The sequence below is a fragment of the Enterobacter sp. C3_dUdeg genome (genome assembly GCF_057536195.1).
On record NZ_BAAKFX010000008.1, the window covers coordinates 36,040 to 56,062 of the forward strand.

Here is a 20,023-nt window from a genome sequence, read left to right on the forward strand (position 1 = left end):
GGCGTGACGTCTGTATTGCTCACAAATGTAAATTCCCTCTCCCAGCGGGAGAGGGTTAGGGTGAAGGGCGTGCATGCATCCCCTCACCCCTGCCCTCTCCCAGAGGGAGAGGGAGAACACCCTACTTATTATTCAACAGATACGTTTTCGAAGTGGTGTTTGCCCAGTGGATCAACCACGTAGCCCTTCACTTCTTTACGCACTGGCTCGTACACGGTGGAGTGAGCAACAATCAGCGCCGGAGCCTGATCGTGCATAACAACCTGAGCCTGCTTGTACAGTTCAATACGTTTGTTGTGATCGTCGGTCGCACGCGCCGGCTGGATCAGGTCTTCAAACGGCTTGTAGCACCAGCGAGAGTAGTTAGAACCGTCTTTCGCTGCCGCGCAGCTGAACAGGGTGGCGAAGAAGTTGTCCGGATCCCCGTTATCACCGGTCCAGCCCATCATTACCGCCTGGTGCTCACCCGCTTTGGCGCGCTTCAGGTACTCGCCCCACTCGTAGGTCACAATCTTGGCCTGAACGCCAACCTTAGCCCAGTCAGCCTGAACCATTTCCGCCATACGGCGTGCGTTCGGGTTGTATGGACGCTGAACAGGCATCGCCCACAGCTCAACGGTAAAGCCTTTATCCTGGCCCGCTTCTTTCAGCAGCGCTTTCGCTTTCTCAGGATCGTAGGTGTAGTCTTTAACGTCGTCGTTATAGCCCCACATGGTTGGTGGGATCAGGTTTTTGGCAGCAACGCCAGCGCCCTGGTAAACCGCCTTGATGATCGCTTCTTTGTTCACCGCGTAGGTCAGCGCCTGACGTACTTTCACGTCATCAAACGGTTTCTTCTCGGTGTTAAAGGAGAGATAGCCCACGTTCAGGCCAGCCTGCTCCAGCAGGTTGATGTTCTTGTCCTGCTTCATGCGGGCGATATCAGCCGGGTTCGGGTACGGCATCACCTGGCATTCGTTTTTCTGCAGTTTTGCATAACGCACTGACGCATCAGGCGTGATGGAGAAGACCAGACGGTCGATCTGCGGCTTGGTGCCCCAGAAGCCTTCGAACGCTTTGTACAGAATGCGGGAGTCTTTCTGGTACTGCAGCAGCTGGAATGGACCGGTACCGATTGGGTTCAGGTCGACTTTTTCCGGCGTACCGGCTTTCAGCATGTTGTCCGCGTACTCTTTGGACAGAATTGAAGCGAAGTCCATGGCCAGGTCAGCCAGGAATGGCGCTTCCGGACGCGTCAACACGAACTGAACCGTTTTATCATCCACTTTTTTCACTTCAGCGATCAGGTCTGGCAGACCCATCCCTTCGAAGTATTCATAGCTGCCGCCAGACACTTTGTGGTACGGGTTCTGAGCGTTTTTCTGACGGTCGAAGGAGAACACAACGTCGTCGGCGTTAAAGTCGCGCGTTGGTTTGAATTCTTTGCTGTCCTGCCACTTCACGCCCTGGCGCAGGTGGAAGGTATAGGTTTTACCGTCTTCGCTGACGTCCCACTTCTCGGCCAGACCCGGAATCACTTCCGTGGTACCGGTTTTGAATTCAACCAGACGGTTATAGATCGGTACAGAGCTTGCGTCGTAAGTCGTACCAGAGGTAAAGAGCTGTGGGTTAAAGCCTTCCGGCGAGCCTTCAGAACAGTAAACCAGGGTTTTTGCCTGTACGCTTGCTGCCACGGTCATAGCCACCAGGCTCAGACCAAGCTTCAGCATCCCTGACTTCTTCAAGGAAATACTCATTATTCTGCTCCAATGTGATGTTTTGCTTTGTTGTGTTACGCCGCCAGACCTTTATTTATTTTTTACCCGGTCCGGTCGGTGATGCCCGAAGGCTTTAAAGGGATGGAGAATCCTTTCAGAAGAGCGTTTGAGTTGCAGCGCAGATCGTCCCTGAAATGCCCCTCATGCCCTACAATCTGTCAACAGAATGTGAAAACGTCAATACAGGTGACGGGGATTTACGCTGAGTGTGAGAAACCGCAAACAAAGATTAAAAAAACTATGCATGCCAGTTTTCAGCAGGGAAATTTATGCTACTCGCTATCTTGCAGCACAAGTCTCTTCATATTTCGCAACAATCAGTGATTAACTTTTATTCAGAATGGGTAAATTTTCTTGCAGAATGGTGATTATCTGAGCACTAAATACCGCGAACGTTAAAACGCACAGCGAAAAATGCTGAGGTTATCCATAAGCAACGCGAAAAAAGATCAATCTATATATAAAAAAATACAATGGATTATGTCACAAAATCGTTAACAGGCAGGGAGAAGCAGGCCTAAGGGGCGTTTTGGATACTCTGACGGGATAAGATCATAATGCAAAAAGGGCTAACCTTGCGGTTAGCCCTTTTCAGAATGTGGTCGGCGAGAGAGGATTCGAACCTCCGACCCACTGGTCCCAAACCAGTTGCGCTACCAAGCTGCGCTACTCGCCGAATGCGGAGCGCATCTTACTGCTGAGGTGCGCCCCCGTCAATCCCTTATTTTCAAAAAGCCATTCAACTGGCGATATTCTCGCCAGGGCAGCTACTGCGCGGCTTTTACGCTGTTATCAGGGAGTTTACACCAGTTGTTGTTTTCGTTAATCCCACCATTCGGTGAGGTATAACCGAGACAACCCATAATGGTGTCGTACAGCTCAACGTGACGACGCGGCACCTTCATCTCCGCCTCTTTTTTCAGCTGAGCAAACATCTTCGCCTTCTCCGGATTTTCAAGATACTTATCCGACATCCACATGATCATCGGCACGCGGAACTGCTCCGGCGGTGCCAGCTTGCGCGGCGTACCGTGCAGGTGCTCTTTCTCGTTGATGGATTCACCGTGGTCTGCCGCGTAAATCACAATCGCTTTTTTATCGCGCAGCTGGTCGATCACCCGACTCAGGAAGGTATCCACGTACAGCACCGAGTTGTCGTAGGCGTTGATCAGCTCCTGCTTGCTGCAGTCTTTATTAATGCCCACGCACTCGGGCTGCCACTTCGCAAAATCACGCGTGTAGCGCTGGTAATAGCTGTAATGCGACCCTTTGGTATGCAGAATAACCAGATGCTTACCCTGCGGATGGTTCTTGAGGGACTGCGACATCTCTTCCAGCAGCAGCATGTCGTCGACGTTTTTACCGCGGTTACGCGGCTCTGCGCCAATCTGCTCACGGTACGCGATGTTATCTGCCAGCGTGTTGGTGTAGAACCACATCTCACTTTGCATAGCGAACAGGTCTGAGCTAAACCCAAGCTGCTTCAGCACGGCAAACACGTTCTGCTCTTTCAGCGTGCGTTGCGGGTTATCGCTTGCACCGCCTTCACGCACAAACATACAGCGCAGCGAGAGCTTGGTTGCGGTATCGCAGGAGTAGCCACGGTAAGCCACCAGGTTTTTCTCCTGCGCCAGCTTTGGCGTGGTGTCCCGGTTATAGCCGAGAATACCCATATGATCCCAGCGCGTCGTTTCGCCGATGACGAAGACGACGTACGTATCATCAATCCCGTCGGCTGGCGGCTGGTAGGTGAATTTTTTCGTTGGATTGATCAGCGATTTCACATCACTGGATTCGTCCGCCTGCGCCCAGGCATACAGACCTAACGCTGACAGCCAGTTAGACGGCAAATACGAGTTTGCCACCACGCCGCCATAGCTTGGCATATCCACGCCCGTCGCTTTTTCGACGCGTTTTTGCTGCGTTTCCATCAGGCGGATTGGCGCCCATACCAGCAGTCCGGCCAGCAGGACAACGACGATATTGCGGATCCGCTGTCCACGGGTGCGCAGCTGGCGTAACAGCGTATAGCGGCACGTATTGTTCCAGATAAAGAACAGCGGTATCAGACAGGTTAAAACTGTCCAGACGATAAAGCCTTTCCCTACCACCTCTTTCGAGAGATCGATATCCGTGGTCATCACCGAGGCCACGATACCGTACCCAATGACCACGTTCATAAAGGTCATGTAATAGCTTGCGGCGGCGGAAATAATCACCACCAGCGAGGCCAAAATTTGCCAGGTACGTCGGCCAAAAAGGGACAGCAGGCGTAAGAGGAAGAAGGTAGCGAGGACGGAGCCGAACACTTCAATGGCGGCAAAAATACCATTACTCACGGTAAGGTGTTCAAAATAACCTTCCACTCTTCTGAACAGTACCGCGCCATTCAGAAATAATCCGATATAGACAGCCAGCATCAGACACAATCTTTGCTGGGTAAGAGACCTAATGTATTTCATGCAAACAACCCTGGGGGAAGGGGTATAAAAACCCGACGAATCTCAAAGAGAAAGCGGACAGAGTACGTAAATGCGTAAGGAAGCGTTATTAGAAACGTCTACAAGCGCGATAAGTAGACCACAGCGGGAGAGAAAAGTGGCAGCAGAGAGTGTGATCGGTATAAATTTTTACAAAATATCGAGACGGGAAGCGTCTCGCACAAAGAAAAAAGAGGCCACAGAGGCCTCTTTCATACTGCTTACGCGTGCGCTTCTTTGAATACTTCACGCTGCGGCTGGCGAATCGTGGTCGAGAGCGCCAGCGAGATAATCAGCAGGGCAAATATGACGCAGAAGGTCACGTAGAACCCGCCGAACAGGGAGGCAATCAGCGAGCCGCAGATGCTGCCGATCCCGAAGCCAAGATAGATAACGCCGTAGTTTTTCGCCAGATTGTTCAGCCCAAAGAACTCGCTTACCAGTGACGGGAAGACGGTAATCGTGCCGCCGAAGTTAAAGGCCACGCAGGCAATCGCCGCAAAGAAGGTGGCTTCATTCAGCGGAGCGAACAGCAGCGCCGCCATGCCGACCAGCGAAACCACCTGCCCAATCGTAATCACACGGATGCGGGCAATTTTGTCAGACAGAATACCGAGCACCAGACGACCGGAGAGGTTGGCAATGGAGATGGCCGTCACCGCATTCGCCGCCGTGGCCGCATCCAGCTTCACCATCCCCTGTGCGATATCCTTCGCCACACCGATGACATACAGTCCGCTCATGCAGGCCGTCAGGAACATCACCGCCAGCATCCAGTACTGCGGTTTACGCATGGACTGCGCGAGGGTGAAGTCGTTCTCCACCACGCCGTTAACGGATTTGACCTCCTGCTGCGGCGCATCGGTCATCAGCGTGGCGCCGAACAGAATCATCACCAGCACGATTGCGCCCCAGATCATAAAGGTGTTTTCGAGGCCAACGGACGCCAGCAGATGGGAGTCGATAAATTTGAACCCGAGGCTGCCCAGGCCATAAGAGCCGATGGCGAACGCGGAGATTAAGCCTTTACGCTCCGGGAACCACTTCACGCAGTTCGACAGGGTCAGCAGGTAACCTGCGCCATCGGCCAGACCCACCAGCACGCCGGCGCTCAGCCACAGCATCATCAGGTTGCTGGAATGCGCCGTCAGGAAAAAGCCCAAACCCAGCAGAATGCCGGACGCCATGGTCACACGCTTCACGCCAAAACGCTCCTGCAGCTTGCCCGCGACGGAAGACGAAATCGCCAGACCCAGGCTCAGCAGACCAAAGGAGAACGCAACCTGGCTGACCGGCGCGCCGAGTTTGTCGGAAAGCGCGCTGTTAAACAGGCTCCAGGTATAGACCGACCCCAGCGCAAACTGGGTGACGATGGTGCCAAAGAGCGTGAGCCAGCGCGTGCGGTTATAAGTTGATGTGTTCATGGCAGTTGTCCTGCAAGAGAAATTAAGGAAGTTCGCTGAGGACAACGATAAACAAAACCTTAATACGCCTGGGGTAAAACGGCATGAAATGCAGGCGGAACGGAATGAAATGCCTGGAATCGGGAATGAATGGCCTGGCCCGGGAATAAAGCGACAGCGTGTTAGTATCCGCTATCGCTGTAACGCCCGTGGTTGTTGTATTTGAGATGTTATCGTAACGTTTAAAAAAGTAACAACTCTAGAAATTTGCGCTAACGCCGAGGGTGTATAAAAACTCCTCACCGGTGGTGGCGTGCTCCCCCTGAGCCAGCGACGCATAGGCCGCCACGTGCGTATTAAAAGGAATATCCGTTCCCACGGTGACGTCCATCCAGCTACCGTTTTGGGCAGGAGCTGGCGTTTGCGGCATGCCAAACTGCGATTTCCACTGGTTTTCACCAAACTGCTGGTTATAGCTAATCTGCGCCCAGGGACGAAGATCGCCGTACTGGGTATTCACGCGCCACCCCAGCGTGCTGACGCTGGCATGCCAGAGCGGGTCGGTGATTGCCTGCGTCGACGCGCTATCACCAAACTCGTTGATCATCATGGGAGCCGTGCCGTCGTACCGCCACGCCACTACCGGACCGGTGGTGATACGCGCTGAAACCGGAAAATTCCAGCCCACGCTCATCGTCCCCTCCGGCGTGCTGCCAGACGGTATATTCAGGGCAAGACCCGGCGCGTTTTGCGAAGACTGAATACGCTCAGCCAGAATATCCTCATAACGCGGTTGGTGATCCGCGTCCCATGTATAGCGTTCCGCCGTATTATTTTGGGCGTCTGAAACGATATATTCCTGTTGCCAGGCAGACGCTGTATTACAAAAAAACAGGCAGGCTGAAATCCCCACCAGGCCAGAAGCAGCATGGCGACCACTGATTTTTTTTATCATCATCAACGCGACCCCAGAGAGAGCCGAATTCGGCGATATTTGTCGTTATTCAGGAAGAGCTTATAACCCTTGTATTAACTATTGTCTTTATAGTAAACACGTCAAGCCAGTCAGAATGAAAATTTTGCGAAATCAGTATCAATAAGGGAGATGACGGATGGAACGTTGCGGTTGGGTGAACCAGGATCAGCTTTATATCGACTATCACGATCGGGAATGGGGCGTGCCGGAAACGGATGGCAAAAAACTCTTTGAGATGATCTGTCTGGAGGGCCAGCAGGCGGGGTTGTCATGGATTACGGTACTGAAGAAACGTGAAAACTACCGCAACGCCTTCCACCAGTTCGATCCTGTCGCCGTCGCCGCGATGACCGATGAAGACGTGGAACGCCTGGTGCAGGACGCCGGTATCATCCGTCATCGCGGTAAGATCCAGGCCATCATCGGTAACGCACGCGCTTACCTGGCAATGGAGCAAAACGGCGAATCATTTTCAGATTTTGTCTGGACGTTTGTGAACAACGATCCGCAGGTCACCCAAGCCGCCACGCTCGCGGAAATCCCGGCCTCTACCCCGGCCTCGGATGCGCTCTCGAAGGCCCTGAAAAAACGCGGCTTTAAGTTTGTCGGTTCCACCATCTGCTACGCCTTTATGCAGGCCTGTGGCCTGGTCAACGACCACGTTACCGGCTGCTTCTGTCATCCGGGAGGCCATCATGATCCGCAAATGGCAAAGTGAGAATACCGCGCCGCTTTTGAGCCTGTGGCTTGAAAGCACCACGGAAGCGCATCCGTTTATCGAGCCGGGTTACTGGAAAGAGAACGAGGCCATGGTGCGGGACGTTTACCTGCCGTCGGCGGAAACCTGGGTCTGGGAACAGGATGGCGAGCCATACGGATTTATCAGCGTGATGCAGTCTCAGTTTGTCGGCGCGCTGTTTGTCGCACCGTCATGCATCGGGAAAGGCATCGGGCGCGCGCTGCTGAACCATGTTCAACAGCGCTTCCCGCATTTAACCCTGGAGGTATATCAGAAAAATGTGCGGGCGGTGAATTTCTACCATGCTCAGGGCTTTCGCATTGAGGACAGCGCCTGGCAGGATGATACCCAGCACCCGACGTGGATCATGAGCTGGCAGGCGGATCAAACGCCGTTAAGGTAAGCTCGGGTCCCTGATATTTTTCTACCCAGGCCAGCGCCGTGTTCCCTGCGCAGCCATTCCCCAGCTTCGAGCTGGGGAGATCTTTGGTCAGCACGTTAACCGCCCCGTTTTTACAGATCCCTCCCTCGGCGGGCTCAAGGTCGGGCCATGCGCCCTGATGAATGCAGATCACGCCCGGTTTAATTCCGTCGCTCACCACCGCCCCTGCCAGCACCTGCCCGCGCGAGTTCCAGACGCGCACCACGTCGCCGTCCGCAATCCCCCGGGCTTTCGCATCGAGGGTATTCAGCGTGATCGGCTCTCGCCCGGCGACCGCATACTGCTCGCGCAGAGACGTATAGTTAAGCTGGCTGTGCAGACGGTGCGCGGGATGCGCAGATAACACCTGCAGCTGTTCCGGCTGGGCGTTGCCGTGCCACTCGTCCGGCTCGAGCCACATAGGGTGTGGCGGGCAGTCGGCATAGCCAAAGCTGGCGATGCGCTCGCTGTGGATCACGATCTTTCCGCTCTCGGTTTTCAGCGGGTGGTTCTCGGGGTCGCGGCGGAAATCGGCAAAACGGACAAACTTCGCGTTCTGTTCGCTCTCCGGCATCTCGACGATCTGGTTCGCTTCCCAGAATTCGGCAAATGGCGGAAGCGTCACGCCCTGCGCTGCGCCGCGCTGGCCGGCAATCTGGTAGAAGGTTTCCAGCCATTGCAGATCGCTTTTCCCCTCGGTAAAACGCTCGCGACCGCCCGCTTCCCACAGCTCGCTCAGTTCAGCAAACACGTCAAAATCATCACGCGCTTCGTCTCGCGGGGCCACTACGCGCTTCATCGGGACCATATGCTGGTTGCTGTAGTCGCCGGTCATGGTGAGATCGTTACGCTCAAACGAGGTGGTCGCTGGCAGCACAATATCTGCATGCTTAGCCGAGCCGGTCCAGAAGCACTCGGAAATCACCACCAGCTCCGGCTTCTGCCAGGCGCGGATCAAGCGGTTGGTATCCTGATGGTGCGTGAAGTTCGACCCGCCCGCCCACCATACAAATTTAATGTCCGGGAAGTGGCGGTCCAGACCGTTGTGCTGATAGAAACCGCCCGGGTTTTCCAGGGCTTCAACAATACGCGCCACCGGGATTTTATCCACGGCATCGACGCCGCCCTGCACCGAGCCTTGCAGAGACGCCAGCACCGCCGCTTTACGCGTCGGGTTACCGCCGTTTGCAAAGTGATAGGAGAGACCAAAACCCCCGCCCGACGTGCCGATCTGCCCAAGCATTGCGGCAAGCGTTACCAGCATCCAGTGTTTTTGCTCGCCAAACTGCTGACGCTGCATTCCCCAGCCGGACATTAACATCGTGGTATTTTTATGGAACAACGCCGCCAGTTCGCGGATTTTCTCCGCAGGTACGCCGCAAATATCTGCCGCCCACGCTGCCGTTTTCGCCACCCCATCGGATTGGCCCGTCAGGTAGTCGGCGAATTTATCGAAGCCGGTGGTACAGCGCGTCAGGAATTCAACATCGTGCCAGCCGTTTTCTACCAGCGTATGGGCGATCCCCAGCATCATCGCCACGTCGGTGCCCATATGGGGGGCAATCCACTCGGCGCTATCGCCGAAGAAATCCATGGTTTCAGAGCGCATCGGGTCAATGCAGATGATGCGCTTGCCGCTTTTGCGCAGCGCGTCGAAATACCCAATCCCCTGCTCGTCGCTGGCATTCCAAGCAATTTTCAGCGTATTGAGCGGGTTGGCGCTCCAGAGCACCACCACGTCGGTATGCGCCAGCACCAGCGGCCAGCTGGTCTGCTGCTGGTACACTTCGTTCCCCCCTACGACGTACGGCATGATCGCCTGCGCCGCGCCGGTGGAGTAATCCCCGAGATGGCCGGTATAGCCTCCCGCCAGGCTCATGTAGCGCTGCAGCAGCGTCGAGGCCTTGTGCAGCACGCCGTTCGAACGCCAGCCGTAAGATCCGGCAAAAATGGACGACGGACCGTAAGTGTCGCGAATTCGCTTATGCTGGGCGTGGATCAGCGCCAGCGCGTCATCCCAGCTCACGCGAACAAACTCATCCTGACCGCGGATCCCCTGCGGTTTATCCGGCGAGGCCAGAAAACCTTTACGCACCATCGGCCAGCGCACGCGCGTTTTGCTGTGCACCTGATCGCGAACGACGGTCTGTAACGAGTTAGGATGTTGGGTTGGCAGTGCCCCGCGGGACGACAGAACATTTTCGCCATCGGTTTCGACCAGCATCGGCCCCCAGTGGGCGGCGGTCAGAATGGTTTTCGTTGAGGTGCTCAAGCGTGCGCTCCTGGTTGCATGCAGGTTTACGGCCTTCTTTCTGAGGCAGTTTATGGTTTGTCACAAATTTCAGAGTTATACCCGGAATTTTCTCCGTATCTGGACGTCATAATCAACTGCCACGCTCGCCGTGGCAAAGAATAAAAAGGATTAAGGAAAGAAGATGAAAAAACGCGTACTCGTTATTGCCGCTCTGGTGAGCGGTGCACTGGCTGTTTCTGGCTGCACAACTAACCCTTACACCGGTGAGCGTGAAGCGGGTAAATCCGGCATTGGCGCGGGTATCGGCTCGCTGGTCGGCGCAGGCGTGGGGGCGCTCTCCTCCTCCAAGAAAGACCGCGGCAAAGGCGCGCTGATTGGCGCCGCGGCGGGCGCGGCGCTGGGCGGCGGCGTTGGCTATTACATGGACGTGCAGGAAGCGAAGCTGCGCGACAAAATGAAGGGAACCGGCGTGAGCGTGACGCGCAGCGGCGATAACATCATCCTGAATATGCCGAACAACGTGACCTTCGACAGCAGCAGCGCGACGCTGAAACCCGCGGGCGCGAACACGCTCACCGGCGTGGCGATGGTGCTGAAAGAGTACAACAAGACCGCCGTGAACGTGATGGGCTACACCGACAGCACCGGCAGCCAGGATCTGAACATGCGTCTGTCCCAGCAGCGCGCCGATGCCGTAGCCAGCTCGCTGATTACCCAGGGCGTTGAAGCCAACCGCATCCGCACCAGCGGCATGGGCCCTGCCAACCCTATCGCCAGCAACAGCACGGCGGAAGGCAAAGCGCAGAACCGCCGCGTTGAGATTACGTTGAGCCCAATTCAGTAGGCAAAAGCAAAACGGCAACGCTCGTTGCCGTTTTAGTGGTTGCACCCTCTCCCGTGGGAGAGGGTTGGGGTGAGGGCACCAGACCGCACCCTCCGGTAAGCGCAGCGCCACCGGGCAAATTACTTGATTCGTCTGATTTTCCCGTTAAGGTATTCTCACTAAATTCAGGGAAATCAGCGATGAGCAAACCAGCCCGGGCCACCATTAGCGACGTGGCGAAAGCCGCCAAAACCGGTAAAACCAGTATTTCACGCTACCTTAACGGCGAGAAACACCTGCTGTCCGACGCATTGCTGGCGCGTATTGAACAGGCCATTGCCGATCTCGACTACCGTCCCAGCCTCATGGCGCGCGGGCTCAAACGCGGCCGCACCCGCCTTATCGGTCTTATCATCGCCGATATCACCAACCCCTATTCCGTTAACGTGCTCAGCGGTATTGAAGCCGCCTGTCGCGAGAAGGGCTTCACGCCGCTGGTCTGTAATACCAACAACGAAGTCGACCAGGAGCTGCATTACCTCGATCTGCTGCGCAGCTATCAGGTCGAAGGGATTGTGGTTAACGCGGTGGGCATGCGGGAAGAGGGTTTAAATCGCCTGCAGCAATCCTCCCTGCCCATGGTCCTCATCGACCGTAAAATCCCGGAATTTGCCTGCGATGTGGTCGGGCTGGATAACACCCAGGCCGCCACGACCGCCACCGAACATCTGATCGAACAGGGCTTCGAGGCCATTCTGTTTCTGAGTGAACCGTTAGGGATGGTCAATACCCGTCGCGAGCGCCTGAGCGCATTTCGCACCACGCTGGAGCGATATCCCGGCGTGATCGCCGAAAATGCCGAAACGCCGCTTCACGAAGCCGACCAGCTCGACAACACCCTGCGCCAGTTCCACACGCGCCATCGCGGGATGCGCAAAGCCGTTATCTCCGCAAACGGGGCGCTGACGCTTCAGGTCGCCCGCTCGCTCAAGCGCATTGGCCTGCACTGGGGCAGCGATATCGGTCTGCTGGGGTTTGATGAACTGGAGTGGGCGGAACTGGCGGGCGTCGGCATTACGACACTCAAACAGCCCACCTGGCAGATTGGCTATGCTGCTGTTGAACAAGTGGTTCGCCGCATTGAAGGCACCAGCGATGCCGTTCGCGAGCAGGTCTTCTCCGGCGAGCTGATCGTTCGCGGCTCCACGGCGCGTTAATTTTCCCTTGTGATACCGATCATAAATTCGACATCCTGACCTTTTCTTTGGAACCGGTTCCATCTAGCGTAATAGTATTGTTATGTTGCGATGGAGTCCGAAGATGGGCAGGAAAATTATGGTGGTCACCGCCGCGTACGGTGCGGAACAGGTGCGACAGGCAGGCGGTCAGCGGGCGATGCTTCCCGTTATTGCAGGCGCAGGGGCAGACGGCGTGGAGATCCGCCGGGAACTGTTCAGCAGCGAAGAGCTGCTGACGCTGCCTGCGCTGGGAGAATCCATTGAGCTGCTCGGCCTGCTGGCGTGCTACTCCGCCCCCGCCGCCCTGTTTATGCCCGACGGCACCCTCAACCCGGATCTGACCCGCTATCTCTCTGAGGCCAGCACCCTGAACGCCCTGTGGCTGAAGGTTTCCCTGGGCCATTTCCGCGACGCGCAGCCTCTCGACGCCCTGCGTAGCCTGCTGAACGCAAGCGGCATGGCGCTGGTCGTGGAGAACGATCAGACCGACTGTGGACAGCTCGCGCCGATGCAGCGCTTCCAGGCCGCCTGTCGGGAAATGGCATTACCCGTCACGCTGACCTTCGACATGGGCAACTGGCTGTGGGTTGGCGATTCGCCTGAAGAGGCCGCGCGTCACCTTGCCCCTGCGGTGAGCTATATCCACGTGAAAGCCGCCGTGCCGCATAAAGATAACTTCCGCGCTGTGGCGCCGGACCACGCTGATGCGCGCTGGCTGGATCTGCTCGGCCAGCTGCCTGCCGATGCCCCGCGCGGTATCGAGTTCCCGCTGGAAGGGACGGATTTAACCGCCGTTACCCGCCATTACGTCAACCTGCTGCGCGAGGAGTAAACCATGCACAAGACGCTGGATGTCATCACCATCGGCGAGGCCATGGCGATGTTTGTCGCCACCGAAACGGGCGAACTGAGCGCGGTGGAGCACTTTATCAAGCGCGTGGCGGGCGCAGAGCTGAACGTCGCGACCGGCCTGGCGCGTCTCGGCCTGAATGTGGGCTGGGTCAGCCGCGTGGGGGACGACAGCTTTGGCCATTTCGTCCTCGACTCGCTGAAAAAAGAGGGTATTGATGCCGCAGGCGTCACCCTTGATGGACGCTTCCCTACCGGCTTTCAGCTTAAATCCAAGGTCGAAAATGGAACCGATCCCATCGTGGAGTATTTCCGTAAGGGATCGGCCGCAAGCCACCTCTCAGTGGCGGATTACCACGCCGACTATTTCGCCTCCGCGCGCCATCTGCACCTGAGCGGTGTGGCGGCAGCGCTGTCTGCCAGCTCGTATGAACTGCTGGATCACGCGGCAGCCACTCTGAAAGCCCAGGGAAAAACGATCTCTTTCGATCCGAACCTGCGCCCGGTGCTGTGGAAAAGCGAAGCGGAAATGGTCGAGAAGCTCAACCGTCTGGCGTTCAGAGCGGACTGGGTTCTGCCGGGCCTGAAAGAAGGGATGATCCTGACCGGCGAAAGCACGCCGGAGGGCATTGCCGATTTCTACCTGAATAAAGGAGTAAAAGCGGTGGTGCTGAAGACCGGCGCCGATGGCGCATGGTTTAAGACGGCCGACGGCGAACAGGGCGCGGTCGCGGCGGTCAAGGTTGAGAACGTGGTCGACACCGTCGGCGCGGGCGACGGTTTTGCCGTGGGCGTGATTAGCGCCCTGCTGGAAGGCAAAACGCTGCTGCAGGCCGTGGCGCGAGGCAACAAGATTGGCTCGCTGGCCATTCAGGTGCAGGGCGACAGCGAAGGATTACCCACGCGAGCAGAGCTCGGCGTTTAAATTCCCTCTCCCTGCGAGAGAGGGCCAGGGTGAGGGCAGCAAGCCACACCAAATAATTAAGCCACCGTGTACCCTACAGACAACGGCGGTAACAACCTCAACAACAGAGGCAAGCCTATGAACAGTTCGACCAATGCAGTAAAACGCTGGTGGTACATCATGCCAATCGTGTTTATCACGTACAGCCTGGCGTACCTTGACCGTGCCAACTTCAGCTTCGCGTCCGCGGCGGGGATCACAGAGGACCTTGGCATCACCAAAGGTATCTCCTCCCTACTGGGTGCCCTTTTCTTCCTGGGCTATTTCTTCTTCCAGATCCCCGGCGCGATTTATGCGGAACGCCGCAGCGTGCGTAAGCTGATCTTCGTCTGTCTGATCCTGTGGGGCGCCTGCGCGTCACTGACCGGCGTGGTGAACAATATTCCTGCCCTGGCCGCCATTCGCTTTATCCTCGGCGTCGTTGAGGCGGCGGTGATGCCGGCGATGCTGATCTACATCAGCAACTGGTTTACCAAATCTGAACGCTCGCGCGCGAATACCTTCCTGATCCTCGGTAACCCAGTGACGGTGCTGTGGATGTCGGTGGTGTCTGGCTACCTGATCCAGTCCTTCGGCTGGCGCGAGATGTTTATCATCGAAGGGGTCCCGGCAGTGATCTGGGCATTCTGCTGGTGGGTGCTGGTAAAAGATAAACCTGCCCAGGCGAAATGGCTTTCCGAAGACGAAAAAGCGGCGCTGCAGGCGCAGCTGGATAAAGAACAGCAAGGCCTGAAGGCGGTACGCAACTACGGTGAAGCCTTCCGCTCGCGCAACGTGATCCTGCTCTGCGCGCAGTACTTTACCTGGAGCATTGGCGTGTACGGCTTTGTGCTGTGGCTGCCGTCGATTATCCGCAGCGGCGGCGAAAACCTCGGCATGGTAGAAGTGGGCTGGCTCTCTTCCGTACCGTATCTGGCCGCGACCATCGCCATGATCGTCGTCTCATGGGCGTCGGACAAGCTGCAGAACCGAAAAATGTTTGTCTGGCCGCTGCTGCTGATCGCTGCTTTTGCCTTCATCGGCTCGTGGGCCGTGGGTGCAAATCACTTCTGGGCCTCTTATACCCTGCTGGTGGTCGCCGGTGCCGCCATGTATGCCCCGTACGGTCCGTTCTTTGCCATCATCCCGGAAATGCTGCCGCGTAACGTCGCGGGTGGCGCGATGGCGCTGATTAACAGTATGGGTGCGCTGGGGTCGTTCTGCGGCTCCTGGTTCGTCGGCTACCTGAACGGTGCCACCGGCAGCCCGTCCGCATCGTACATCTTTATGGGGGTGGCGCTTTTCGCCTCCGTGTGGCTTACTCTGATTGTTAAGCCTGCTAATAATCAACAGCATCCTGTCGGCGCACGCCACGCCTGAATCCTTAAAAATCAACGGAGATTAGCATGAAGCCGTCCGTCATTTTGTACAAAGCACTGCCGGAAGATCTGCAGAAACGCCTTGAAGAACACTTCACCGTCACGCTGGTGAAGAACCTGAGCCCGGAAACCGTGGCGCAGCACGCCGAAGCGTTCGCCAGCGCCGAAGGCCTGCTGGGTTCAAGCGAGAAAGTGGATGTCGCCCTGCTGGAGAAAATGCCGAAGCTTCGTGCTACCTCTACCGTTTCCGTGGGTTACGACAATTTCGATGTGGATGCCCTGAACGCCCGCAAGATCCTGCTGATGCACACCCCCCATGCCCTGACGGAAACCGTGGCCGATACGCTGATGGCGCTGGTACTCACCACGGCCCGTCGCGTGGTGGAAGTGGCCGAGCGCGTGAAAGCGGGCGAATGGACAAAAAGCATTGGACCGGACTGGTTCGGCGTGGACGTTAACGGCAAAACGCTGGGCATTGTTGGCATGGGGCGCATTGGGCTGGCACTGGCGCAGCGCGCGCATTTTGGTTTTAACATGCCGATTCTGTATAACGCGCGTCGCCATCACGGTGAAGCCGAAGAACGCTTCAACGCCCGTTACTGCGAGCTGGATACTCTGCTGCAGGAAGCCGATTTTGTTTGTCTGGTTCTGCCGCTGACGGACGAAACGCGTCATCTGATTGGCAAATCCGCATTTGAAAAAATGAAGAAATCCGCCATTTTCATCAACGCGGGTCGTGGCCCGGTGGTAGATGAGAAGGCGCTGATTGAAGCCCTGCAGAACGGTGAGATCCATGCCGCAGGTCTGGACGTGTTTGAACAGGAGCCGCTGCCGGTGGACTCCCCGCTGCTGACAATGCCAAACGTCGTCGCCCTGCCCCACATCGGCTCAGCCACCCATGAGACGCGCTACAACATGGCGGCCACTGCGGTCGATAACCTTATCGCCGCCCTAAGCGGAAAGGTGGAGATAAACTGCGTGAACCCGCAGGTGCAACAATAGAAATGAAAAAACCCGCCAGAAGGCGGGTTTTTGAATTTTGTGCTACTGGGTTGGAAGCTTACAGGCTTACAACGTTACCAGCTGCTGGGCCTTTAGCGCCGCTTTCGATGGTGAAGGAAACTTTCTGACCTTCATCCAGAGATTTGTAGCCATCGTTCTGGATAGCAGAGAAGTGTACGAACACGTCTTTAGAGCCATCGTCAGGAGTGATGAAGCCGAAACCTTTATCAGCGTTGAACCATTTTACCAGACCAGTCATTTTAGCAGACATAGAAATTACCTTATTAACAAATATATTGAGCCTTCCGGCTTGATGGATTGCGTTACAGATTTTTAAGCGATGAAGGAAGGGTCACAACGAAGGGTATCTATGGATAACAATCTGGACTGCTTTACTAAACTGCTTTAGGTCTGTGTAACAAACCGACGGGGATAGTTATACCGATGTGGTAGAAGAATGACAAGCGTTATTTTCGATAAGCATAAAAAAACCCCGCCAGGCGCGGGGTTTTTTCGGTTTATTCTGTGGCCGTGACTGCGGCACTCCAGGCCTGGCTAAAGGCCTGATGCTGTGAGGCCAGCGGCCCAATCAGCGTATTGTACTGGCTTGCCTGCTGCGAGGTCGGGAACTGAATGCCGTTGGCAACAAAGCTCACCTGAGTATCCTGCTGGGCAATAAAGTCGCCCACCTGAACCAGCTGCTGCGTGAAGATTTGCGCGGCCGGAATCAGCGGTTGCAGCGCTTCAGACGGTTTCGTCACCACTTTCTCATACACTTTGTCGAAGACAGGTTTGAGATCGTCACCCTGCTTCAGCGCAGAACGTGACGCGTCAGCCTGCATTTTCGCATTCTGCAACTGCTGGCTCAGTACGCCAAGCGCACCGTTGGACTGGCGAAGCGGTTCACGCTGCGTCATATAATCCTGCGGAACGCGAATGGCGTTCACGCTATCCACTACCGGACGGATACCGGAATCCATCGCCTGGCTCACCTGCTGTGAATAACCATAAAGAATGGCGTAATCGGACACGAAGGGGCCAAACTGTTTTTTCTGATCCGCAGTCAGCGTCGGCAACCGCTCGCCGCTGCGCATCACTGTATTCTGCAGAAAATCGATAAACGCTTTGCGCTGATCGCCTTCTTTATCAAAACACCCACTCAGGCTAACAACCATCAACAACGCCGCAATAGGCGCAAACCAGCGAGAGCAGGACTTTCCTGTCGCCATTTTATTACTCCTTTCACCCAAAAAAGCGCACACCGGCACACGCGTGCCCGACGCTGACAAGGATAGTCCAGGTCAGCCTTGCAAGATACTCTTTTCATGCAAAACGGCTATTGCCGATTTATTTCTTACCATTTACAAAAAAATACCTGCCGAAGCCGACATATGACTAATCAGGTAATTAGCATAACTATCCATATCGCTGAATCGGGTAAAGCGATAGTTACCGCACGATTAATCACACCCGTGACGATCCTGAGTTCGTATTAGGGACTATTCTTAACTGGCTCTCTGATGTTCTTGATCACGATGTGAGATTTAAGAGGAGTCCTCAATGGAATATAAAGATCCTGAGTTTGAACTGCTGAGCAGTCTGGAACAGATCATTTTTAAAGACGTGCCGCAGGCGATTACCCTGCAACAAAAATCCAATCCCTTTACAGAATATGAGCAATTGCGCAAAGGGACAGGACTGAAAACAGAAGAATTCGCCAGAGCGATGGGTGTCAGCGTGGCTATGGTGCAGGAGTGGGAGTCAAAACGTGAGAAACCCACCCCAACCGAGTTAAGGCTGATGCGCCTGATTCAGGCCAACCCTGCACTCAGCAAACAGATAGCGTAGTGAAGATTGAATGCCCCCGCCTTTGCGGGGGCTTGTGTTTTAAAGGCTCTCGCAACGCCAGCCCGCCTCTTCCCACACCCATTCATGCGTTAACGTTAAGCCTCTTAGAAAAGCCTCATCGTGTGATACCACCAGCAAAGCCCCAGGGAAACCGGCCAGCGCCGCTTCAATGGCCTGGACCGAGGCCAAATCCAGATGGTTGGTCGGTTCATCCAGCAGCAGAAGCTGCGTAGCCTCCGCGCGCCACAGCACGCAGGCCAGAGCGGCCTTAAGACGCTCGCCGCCGCTCAGCTCCGCAAGCGGGAGCGTCACTTTGTCGGCACCCAGTTGAAGCTGCGCCAGACGGGTTCGCAATACCCCCTCTTCCAGAGGCGTATGACTCAGGTTGAGATGCGTCATGACCGACTGCGAAAGATCGAGCCGGGAAAGATGCTGGTCGAGATAAGCGCAGCTGACGGAAACCTTACAGGTACCCGAACGGGGGGCTATCTCGCCGAGGAGGGTTTTTAACAGCGTCGATTTTCCGCAGCCGTTCGGTCCCTTTAACGCCACGCGCATCGGTCCGTCCATCCGCAAGTTGAGCGGAGGAACAGGCACATGCGGCAGCACCAGATCCTCCAGCACCAGTACCTGCTTCCCGTCCGGGATCTGACTCCCCGGCAGGGTGAACATTACCGGGTTATCTTCTTCAACGCGTTCACGCGCCTTTTTTACCGCGGCGTTGAGGGCTTCATTTTGCTCGCTGTGCTGTTTTTTCCAGGAGCCGATCCGCTCCTTTGCCGCGCCTTTATATTTGACCCGCTCGAACGACGCGATATTCAGGGTATCAACGGTGCGCAATGTCTTTGCCGAACGCCGCTGGCTGTCATCATGCTCTTTTTGCATGCGTGCCCGAGTGCGTTTGCGCTCGGTTGCAGCATGTTCCAGCGACGCGCGGGCCGCCTGCTGTTCGGCATCGCGCTGGGTTTGATAATCCGCATAATTCCCGCCGTAGCTGCGCAGGTCCGAGGCGCTCAGTTCAAGGATACGCGGCACCTGGGCCAGCAACTCACGGTCATGGGAAGCCACCAGCACGCCGCCCTGAAAACGGCTGAGCTGGTCGTAGAACCACGCCCGGCCCTGTCGGTCCAGATGGTTAGTGGGCTCGTCCAGCAGCATGAAATCGGCTTCAGCCGTAAACGCCCCGCACAGCAGGGCGCAAATGCGCTCGCCGCCGCTGAGCTCACCGGCGGGTTTATCCGGGTCAAACGGCGGGAGATTCGCATTGATAAACGCTTCGCTCAGACGCTCGGCGACATCCCAGCGGCCGTCGAGCGTGTCCAGATCGTCAGGCTGGTAATTGCCGCTGTCGATGCGCTTACGCGCCGCAAAAATAGCGTCATACCCGAGCAGTTCAGCAAGCGTCGTCTGCGGCGAAATGACGTGCTGCTGCGCCACCCAGGCATGCGAGCCAAAGCGTTCAATATGACCGGAAGCCGGTTCGTCCAGCCCCGCCAGCAGACGCAGCAGACGCGTTTTCCCGCTGCCGTTGCGGCCAACCAGCGCGCACAGGGCGGGTTCCAGCGTGAGATTCAGCGGACCAAAAAGGGTATCGCCAGTCGGAAACTGACAGGTGACCTGATGCAAAATAAAAGAAGGGGACTGCGCAAAATGAGCCATAAGCACTCCTGAATGAAATCAAAACATCCCCTGCCGACGCGGTGGCGTTTAGCAAGGATCGAAATTCATCAGTCGTGTTTGTTCATTTTTGGGGGGCGCTCCAGCGCGAGAAAGTTAACGCGTTAAGGATAGCGGTAATGTGTTGACGGTTTCAAGGTTAAATTTTGATCGACTTATACTCCCTCCCCCTTTGGGCTGAGGGATCCCCACCAAATATTGCCTGCACAGACGGCCCCCTCTCCCTTGAGGGAG

Annotated in this window: 17 protein-coding genes and 1 tRNA gene; 9 read left to right on the plus strand and 9 right to left on the minus strand. The window is 56.1% G+C overall.

Going from position 1 to position 20,023, the window contains the following annotated elements:
• Positions 1-128: 128 nt before the first annotated feature.
• From dppA to AC27FC_RS16870, 5 genes are all read right to left on the minus strand, one after another.
• Positions 129-1,736, minus strand: coding sequence for a dipeptide ABC transporter periplasmic-binding protein DppA (gene dppA, locus AC27FC_RS16850; protein WP_039261188.1), 1,608 nt, complete (start codon positions 1,734-1,736; stop codon positions 129-131).
• 620 nt (positions 1,737-2,356) lie between these two features.
• A tRNA-Pro gene (locus tag AC27FC_RS16855) sits at positions 2,357-2,433 on the minus strand.
• A gap of 91 nt (positions 2,434-2,524) precedes the next feature.
• Complete coding sequence (gene eptB / locus AC27FC_RS16860) at positions 2,525-4,219, minus strand: kdo(2)-lipid A phosphoethanolamine 7''-transferase (RefSeq protein WP_039261186.1); 1,695 nt, start codon at positions 4,217-4,219, stop codon at positions 2,525-2,527.
• 239 nt (positions 4,220-4,458) lie between these two features.
• Positions 4,459-5,661: an L-lactate MFS transporter gene (locus AC27FC_RS16865; protein ID WP_196355162.1), complete on the minus strand. Its 1,203-nt coding sequence runs from the start codon at positions 5,659-5,661 to the stop codon at positions 4,459-4,461.
• A gap of 238 nt (positions 5,662-5,899) precedes the next feature.
• The gene (locus AC27FC_RS16870; protein ID WP_196355161.1) at positions 5,900-6,598 is read right to left on the minus strand and encodes an autotransporter domain-containing protein; all 699 of its coding nucleotides are present in this window, start codon (positions 6,596-6,598) and stop codon (positions 5,900-5,902) included.
• Positions 6,599-6,752: 154 nt separating this feature from the next.
• Here AC27FC_RS16870 and tag point away from each other — a divergent pair, with 154 nt between their 5' ends.
• Both tag and AC27FC_RS16880 read left to right on the plus strand, forming a co-directional pair.
• Positions 6,753-7,334 carry a DNA-3-methyladenine glycosylase I gene (gene tag, locus AC27FC_RS16875; protein WP_143346378.1) on the plus strand — a complete coding sequence of 194 codons (582 nt, stop codon included), beginning with the start codon at positions 6,753-6,755 and terminating at the stop codon, positions 7,332-7,334.
• Positions 7,312-7,758 (plus strand): N-acetyltransferase, encoded by a 447-nt coding sequence (locus AC27FC_RS16880; RefSeq protein ID WP_032661790.1) that lies wholly within the window; start codon positions 7,312-7,314, stop codon positions 7,756-7,758. Before tag ends, AC27FC_RS16880 begins: the two co-directional genes overlap by 23 nt.
• Here AC27FC_RS16880 and AC27FC_RS16885 read toward each other — a convergent pair.
• A complete protein-coding gene (locus AC27FC_RS16885; RefSeq protein ID WP_232926330.1) occupies positions 7,721-10,000 on the minus strand; it encodes a molybdopterin guanine dinucleotide-containing S/N-oxide reductase in 2,280 nt (759 codons plus the stop codon). The genes AC27FC_RS16880 and AC27FC_RS16885 overlap by 38 nt on opposite strands.
• 211 nt (positions 10,001-10,211) lie before the next feature.
• On the opposite strand from AC27FC_RS16885, the gene AC27FC_RS16890 reads away from it, so the two are divergent.
• From AC27FC_RS16890 to ghrB, 6 genes are all read left to right on the plus strand, one after another.
• Positions 10,212-10,874: an OmpA family lipoprotein gene (locus AC27FC_RS16890; RefSeq protein ID WP_024909080.1), complete on the plus strand. Its 663-nt coding sequence runs from the start codon at positions 10,212-10,214 to the stop codon at positions 10,872-10,874.
• Positions 10,875-11,053: 179 nt separating this feature from the next.
• Positions 11,054-12,070, plus strand: coding sequence for a LacI family DNA-binding transcriptional regulator (locus AC27FC_RS16895; RefSeq protein WP_023309954.1), 1,017 nt, complete (start codon positions 11,054-11,056; stop codon positions 12,068-12,070).
• A 103-nt stretch (positions 12,071-12,173) separates the two neighbouring features.
• Positions 12,174-12,923, plus strand: a complete 750-nt coding sequence (locus AC27FC_RS16900; RefSeq protein WP_039261178.1) for a sugar phosphate isomerase/epimerase family protein — start codon at positions 12,174-12,176, stop codon at positions 12,921-12,923.
• Positions 12,924-12,926: 3 nt separating this feature from the next.
• Entirely contained in the window at positions 12,927-13,865 is a 939-nt protein-coding gene (locus AC27FC_RS16905) for a sugar kinase (RefSeq protein WP_167819043.1), read from the plus strand.
• Between the two features lie 117 nt (positions 13,866-13,982).
• Entirely contained in the window at positions 13,983-15,263 is a 1,281-nt protein-coding gene (locus AC27FC_RS16910) for an MFS transporter (RefSeq protein ID WP_047059763.1), read from the plus strand.
• 26 nt (positions 15,264-15,289) lie between these two features.
• The gene (gene ghrB / locus AC27FC_RS16915; protein ID WP_167819042.1) at positions 15,290-16,264 is read left to right on the plus strand and encodes a glyoxylate/hydroxypyruvate reductase GhrB; all 975 of its coding nucleotides are present in this window, start codon (positions 15,290-15,292) and stop codon (positions 16,262-16,264) included.
• A gap of 58 nt (positions 16,265-16,322) precedes the next feature.
• Here the strand turns inward: ghrB and cspE are convergent, their stop codons facing one another.
• A complete protein-coding gene (cspE, locus tag AC27FC_RS16920) occupies positions 16,323-16,535 on the minus strand; it encodes a transcription antiterminator/RNA stability regulator CspE (protein WP_003860775.1) in 213 nt (70 codons plus the stop codon).
• Positions 16,536-16,782: 247 nt separating this feature from the next.
• Complete coding sequence (locus tag AC27FC_RS16925; RefSeq protein WP_023309949.1) at positions 16,783-17,493, minus strand: DUF3053 domain-containing protein; 711 nt, start codon at positions 17,491-17,493, stop codon at positions 16,783-16,785.
• A gap of 331 nt (positions 17,494-17,824) precedes the next feature.
• On the opposite strand from AC27FC_RS16925, the gene AC27FC_RS16930 reads away from it, so the two are divergent.
• Complete coding sequence (locus AC27FC_RS16930; RefSeq protein WP_029740975.1) at positions 17,825-18,112, plus strand: HTH-type transcriptional regulator; 288 nt, start codon at positions 17,825-17,827, stop codon at positions 18,110-18,112.
• Positions 18,113-18,151: 39 nt separating this feature from the next.
• Here the strand turns inward: AC27FC_RS16930 and AC27FC_RS16935 are convergent, their stop codons facing one another.
• Positions 18,152-19,771, minus strand: coding sequence for an ABC-F family ATP-binding cassette domain-containing protein (locus tag AC27FC_RS16935; RefSeq protein ID WP_167819041.1), 1,620 nt, complete (start codon positions 19,769-19,771; stop codon positions 18,152-18,154).
• Positions 19,772-20,023 lie beyond the last annotated feature (252 nt).

Coding starts and splice junctions, on each gene's coding strand:
- AC27FC_RS16910 (WP_047059763.1), top strand. CDS start 13,983: ATGAACAGTTCGACCAATGCAGTAAAACGCTGGTGGTACATCATGCCA.
- AC27FC_RS16890 (WP_024909080.1), top strand. CDS start 10,212: ATGAAAAAACGCGTACTCGTTATTGCCGCTCTGGTGAGCGGTGCACTG.
- dppA (WP_039261188.1), bottom strand. CDS start 1,736: ATGAGTATTTCCTTGAAGAAGTCAGGGATGCTGAAGCTTGGTCTGAGC.
- AC27FC_RS16870 (WP_196355161.1), bottom strand. CDS start 6,598: ATGATGATAAAAAAAATCAGTGGTCGCCATGCTGCTTCTGGCCTGGTG.
- AC27FC_RS16865 (WP_196355162.1), bottom strand. CDS start 5,661: ATGAACACATCAACTTATAACCGCACGCGCTGGCTCACGCTCTTTGGC.
- eptB (WP_039261186.1), bottom strand. CDS start 4,219: ATGAAATACATTAGGTCTCTTACCCAGCAAAGATTGTGTCTGATGCTG.
- AC27FC_RS16900 (WP_039261178.1), top strand. CDS start 12,174: ATGGGCAGGAAAATTATGGTGGTCACCGCCGCGTACGGTGCGGAACAG.
- AC27FC_RS16895 (WP_023309954.1), top strand. CDS start 11,054: ATGAGCAAACCAGCCCGGGCCACCATTAGCGACGTGGCGAAAGCCGCC.
- AC27FC_RS16905 (WP_167819043.1), top strand. CDS start 12,927: ATGCACAAGACGCTGGATGTCATCACCATCGGCGAGGCCATGGCGATG.
- AC27FC_RS16880 (WP_032661790.1), top strand. CDS start 7,312: ATGATCCGCAAATGGCAAAGTGAGAATACCGCGCCGCTTTTGAGCCTG.
- AC27FC_RS16885 (WP_232926330.1), bottom strand. CDS start 10,000: ATGCTGGTCGAAACCGATGGCGAAAATGTTCTGTCGTCCCGCGGGGCA.
- AC27FC_RS16935 (WP_167819041.1), bottom strand. CDS start 19,771: ATGGCTCATTTTGCGCAGTCCCCTTCTTTTATTTTGCATCAGGTCACC.
- tag (WP_143346378.1), top strand. CDS start 6,753: ATGGAACGTTGCGGTTGGGTGAACCAGGATCAGCTTTATATCGACTAT.
- AC27FC_RS16925 (WP_023309949.1), bottom strand. CDS start 17,493: ATGGCGACAGGAAAGTCCTGCTCTCGCTGGTTTGCGCCTATTGCGGCG.
- AC27FC_RS16930 (WP_029740975.1), top strand. CDS start 17,825: ATGGAATATAAAGATCCTGAGTTTGAACTGCTGAGCAGTCTGGAACAG.
- ghrB (WP_167819042.1), top strand. CDS start 15,290: ATGAAGCCGTCCGTCATTTTGTACAAAGCACTGCCGGAAGATCTGCAG.
- cspE (WP_003860775.1), bottom strand. CDS start 16,535: ATGTCTGCTAAAATGACTGGTCTGGTAAAATGGTTCAACGCTGATAAA.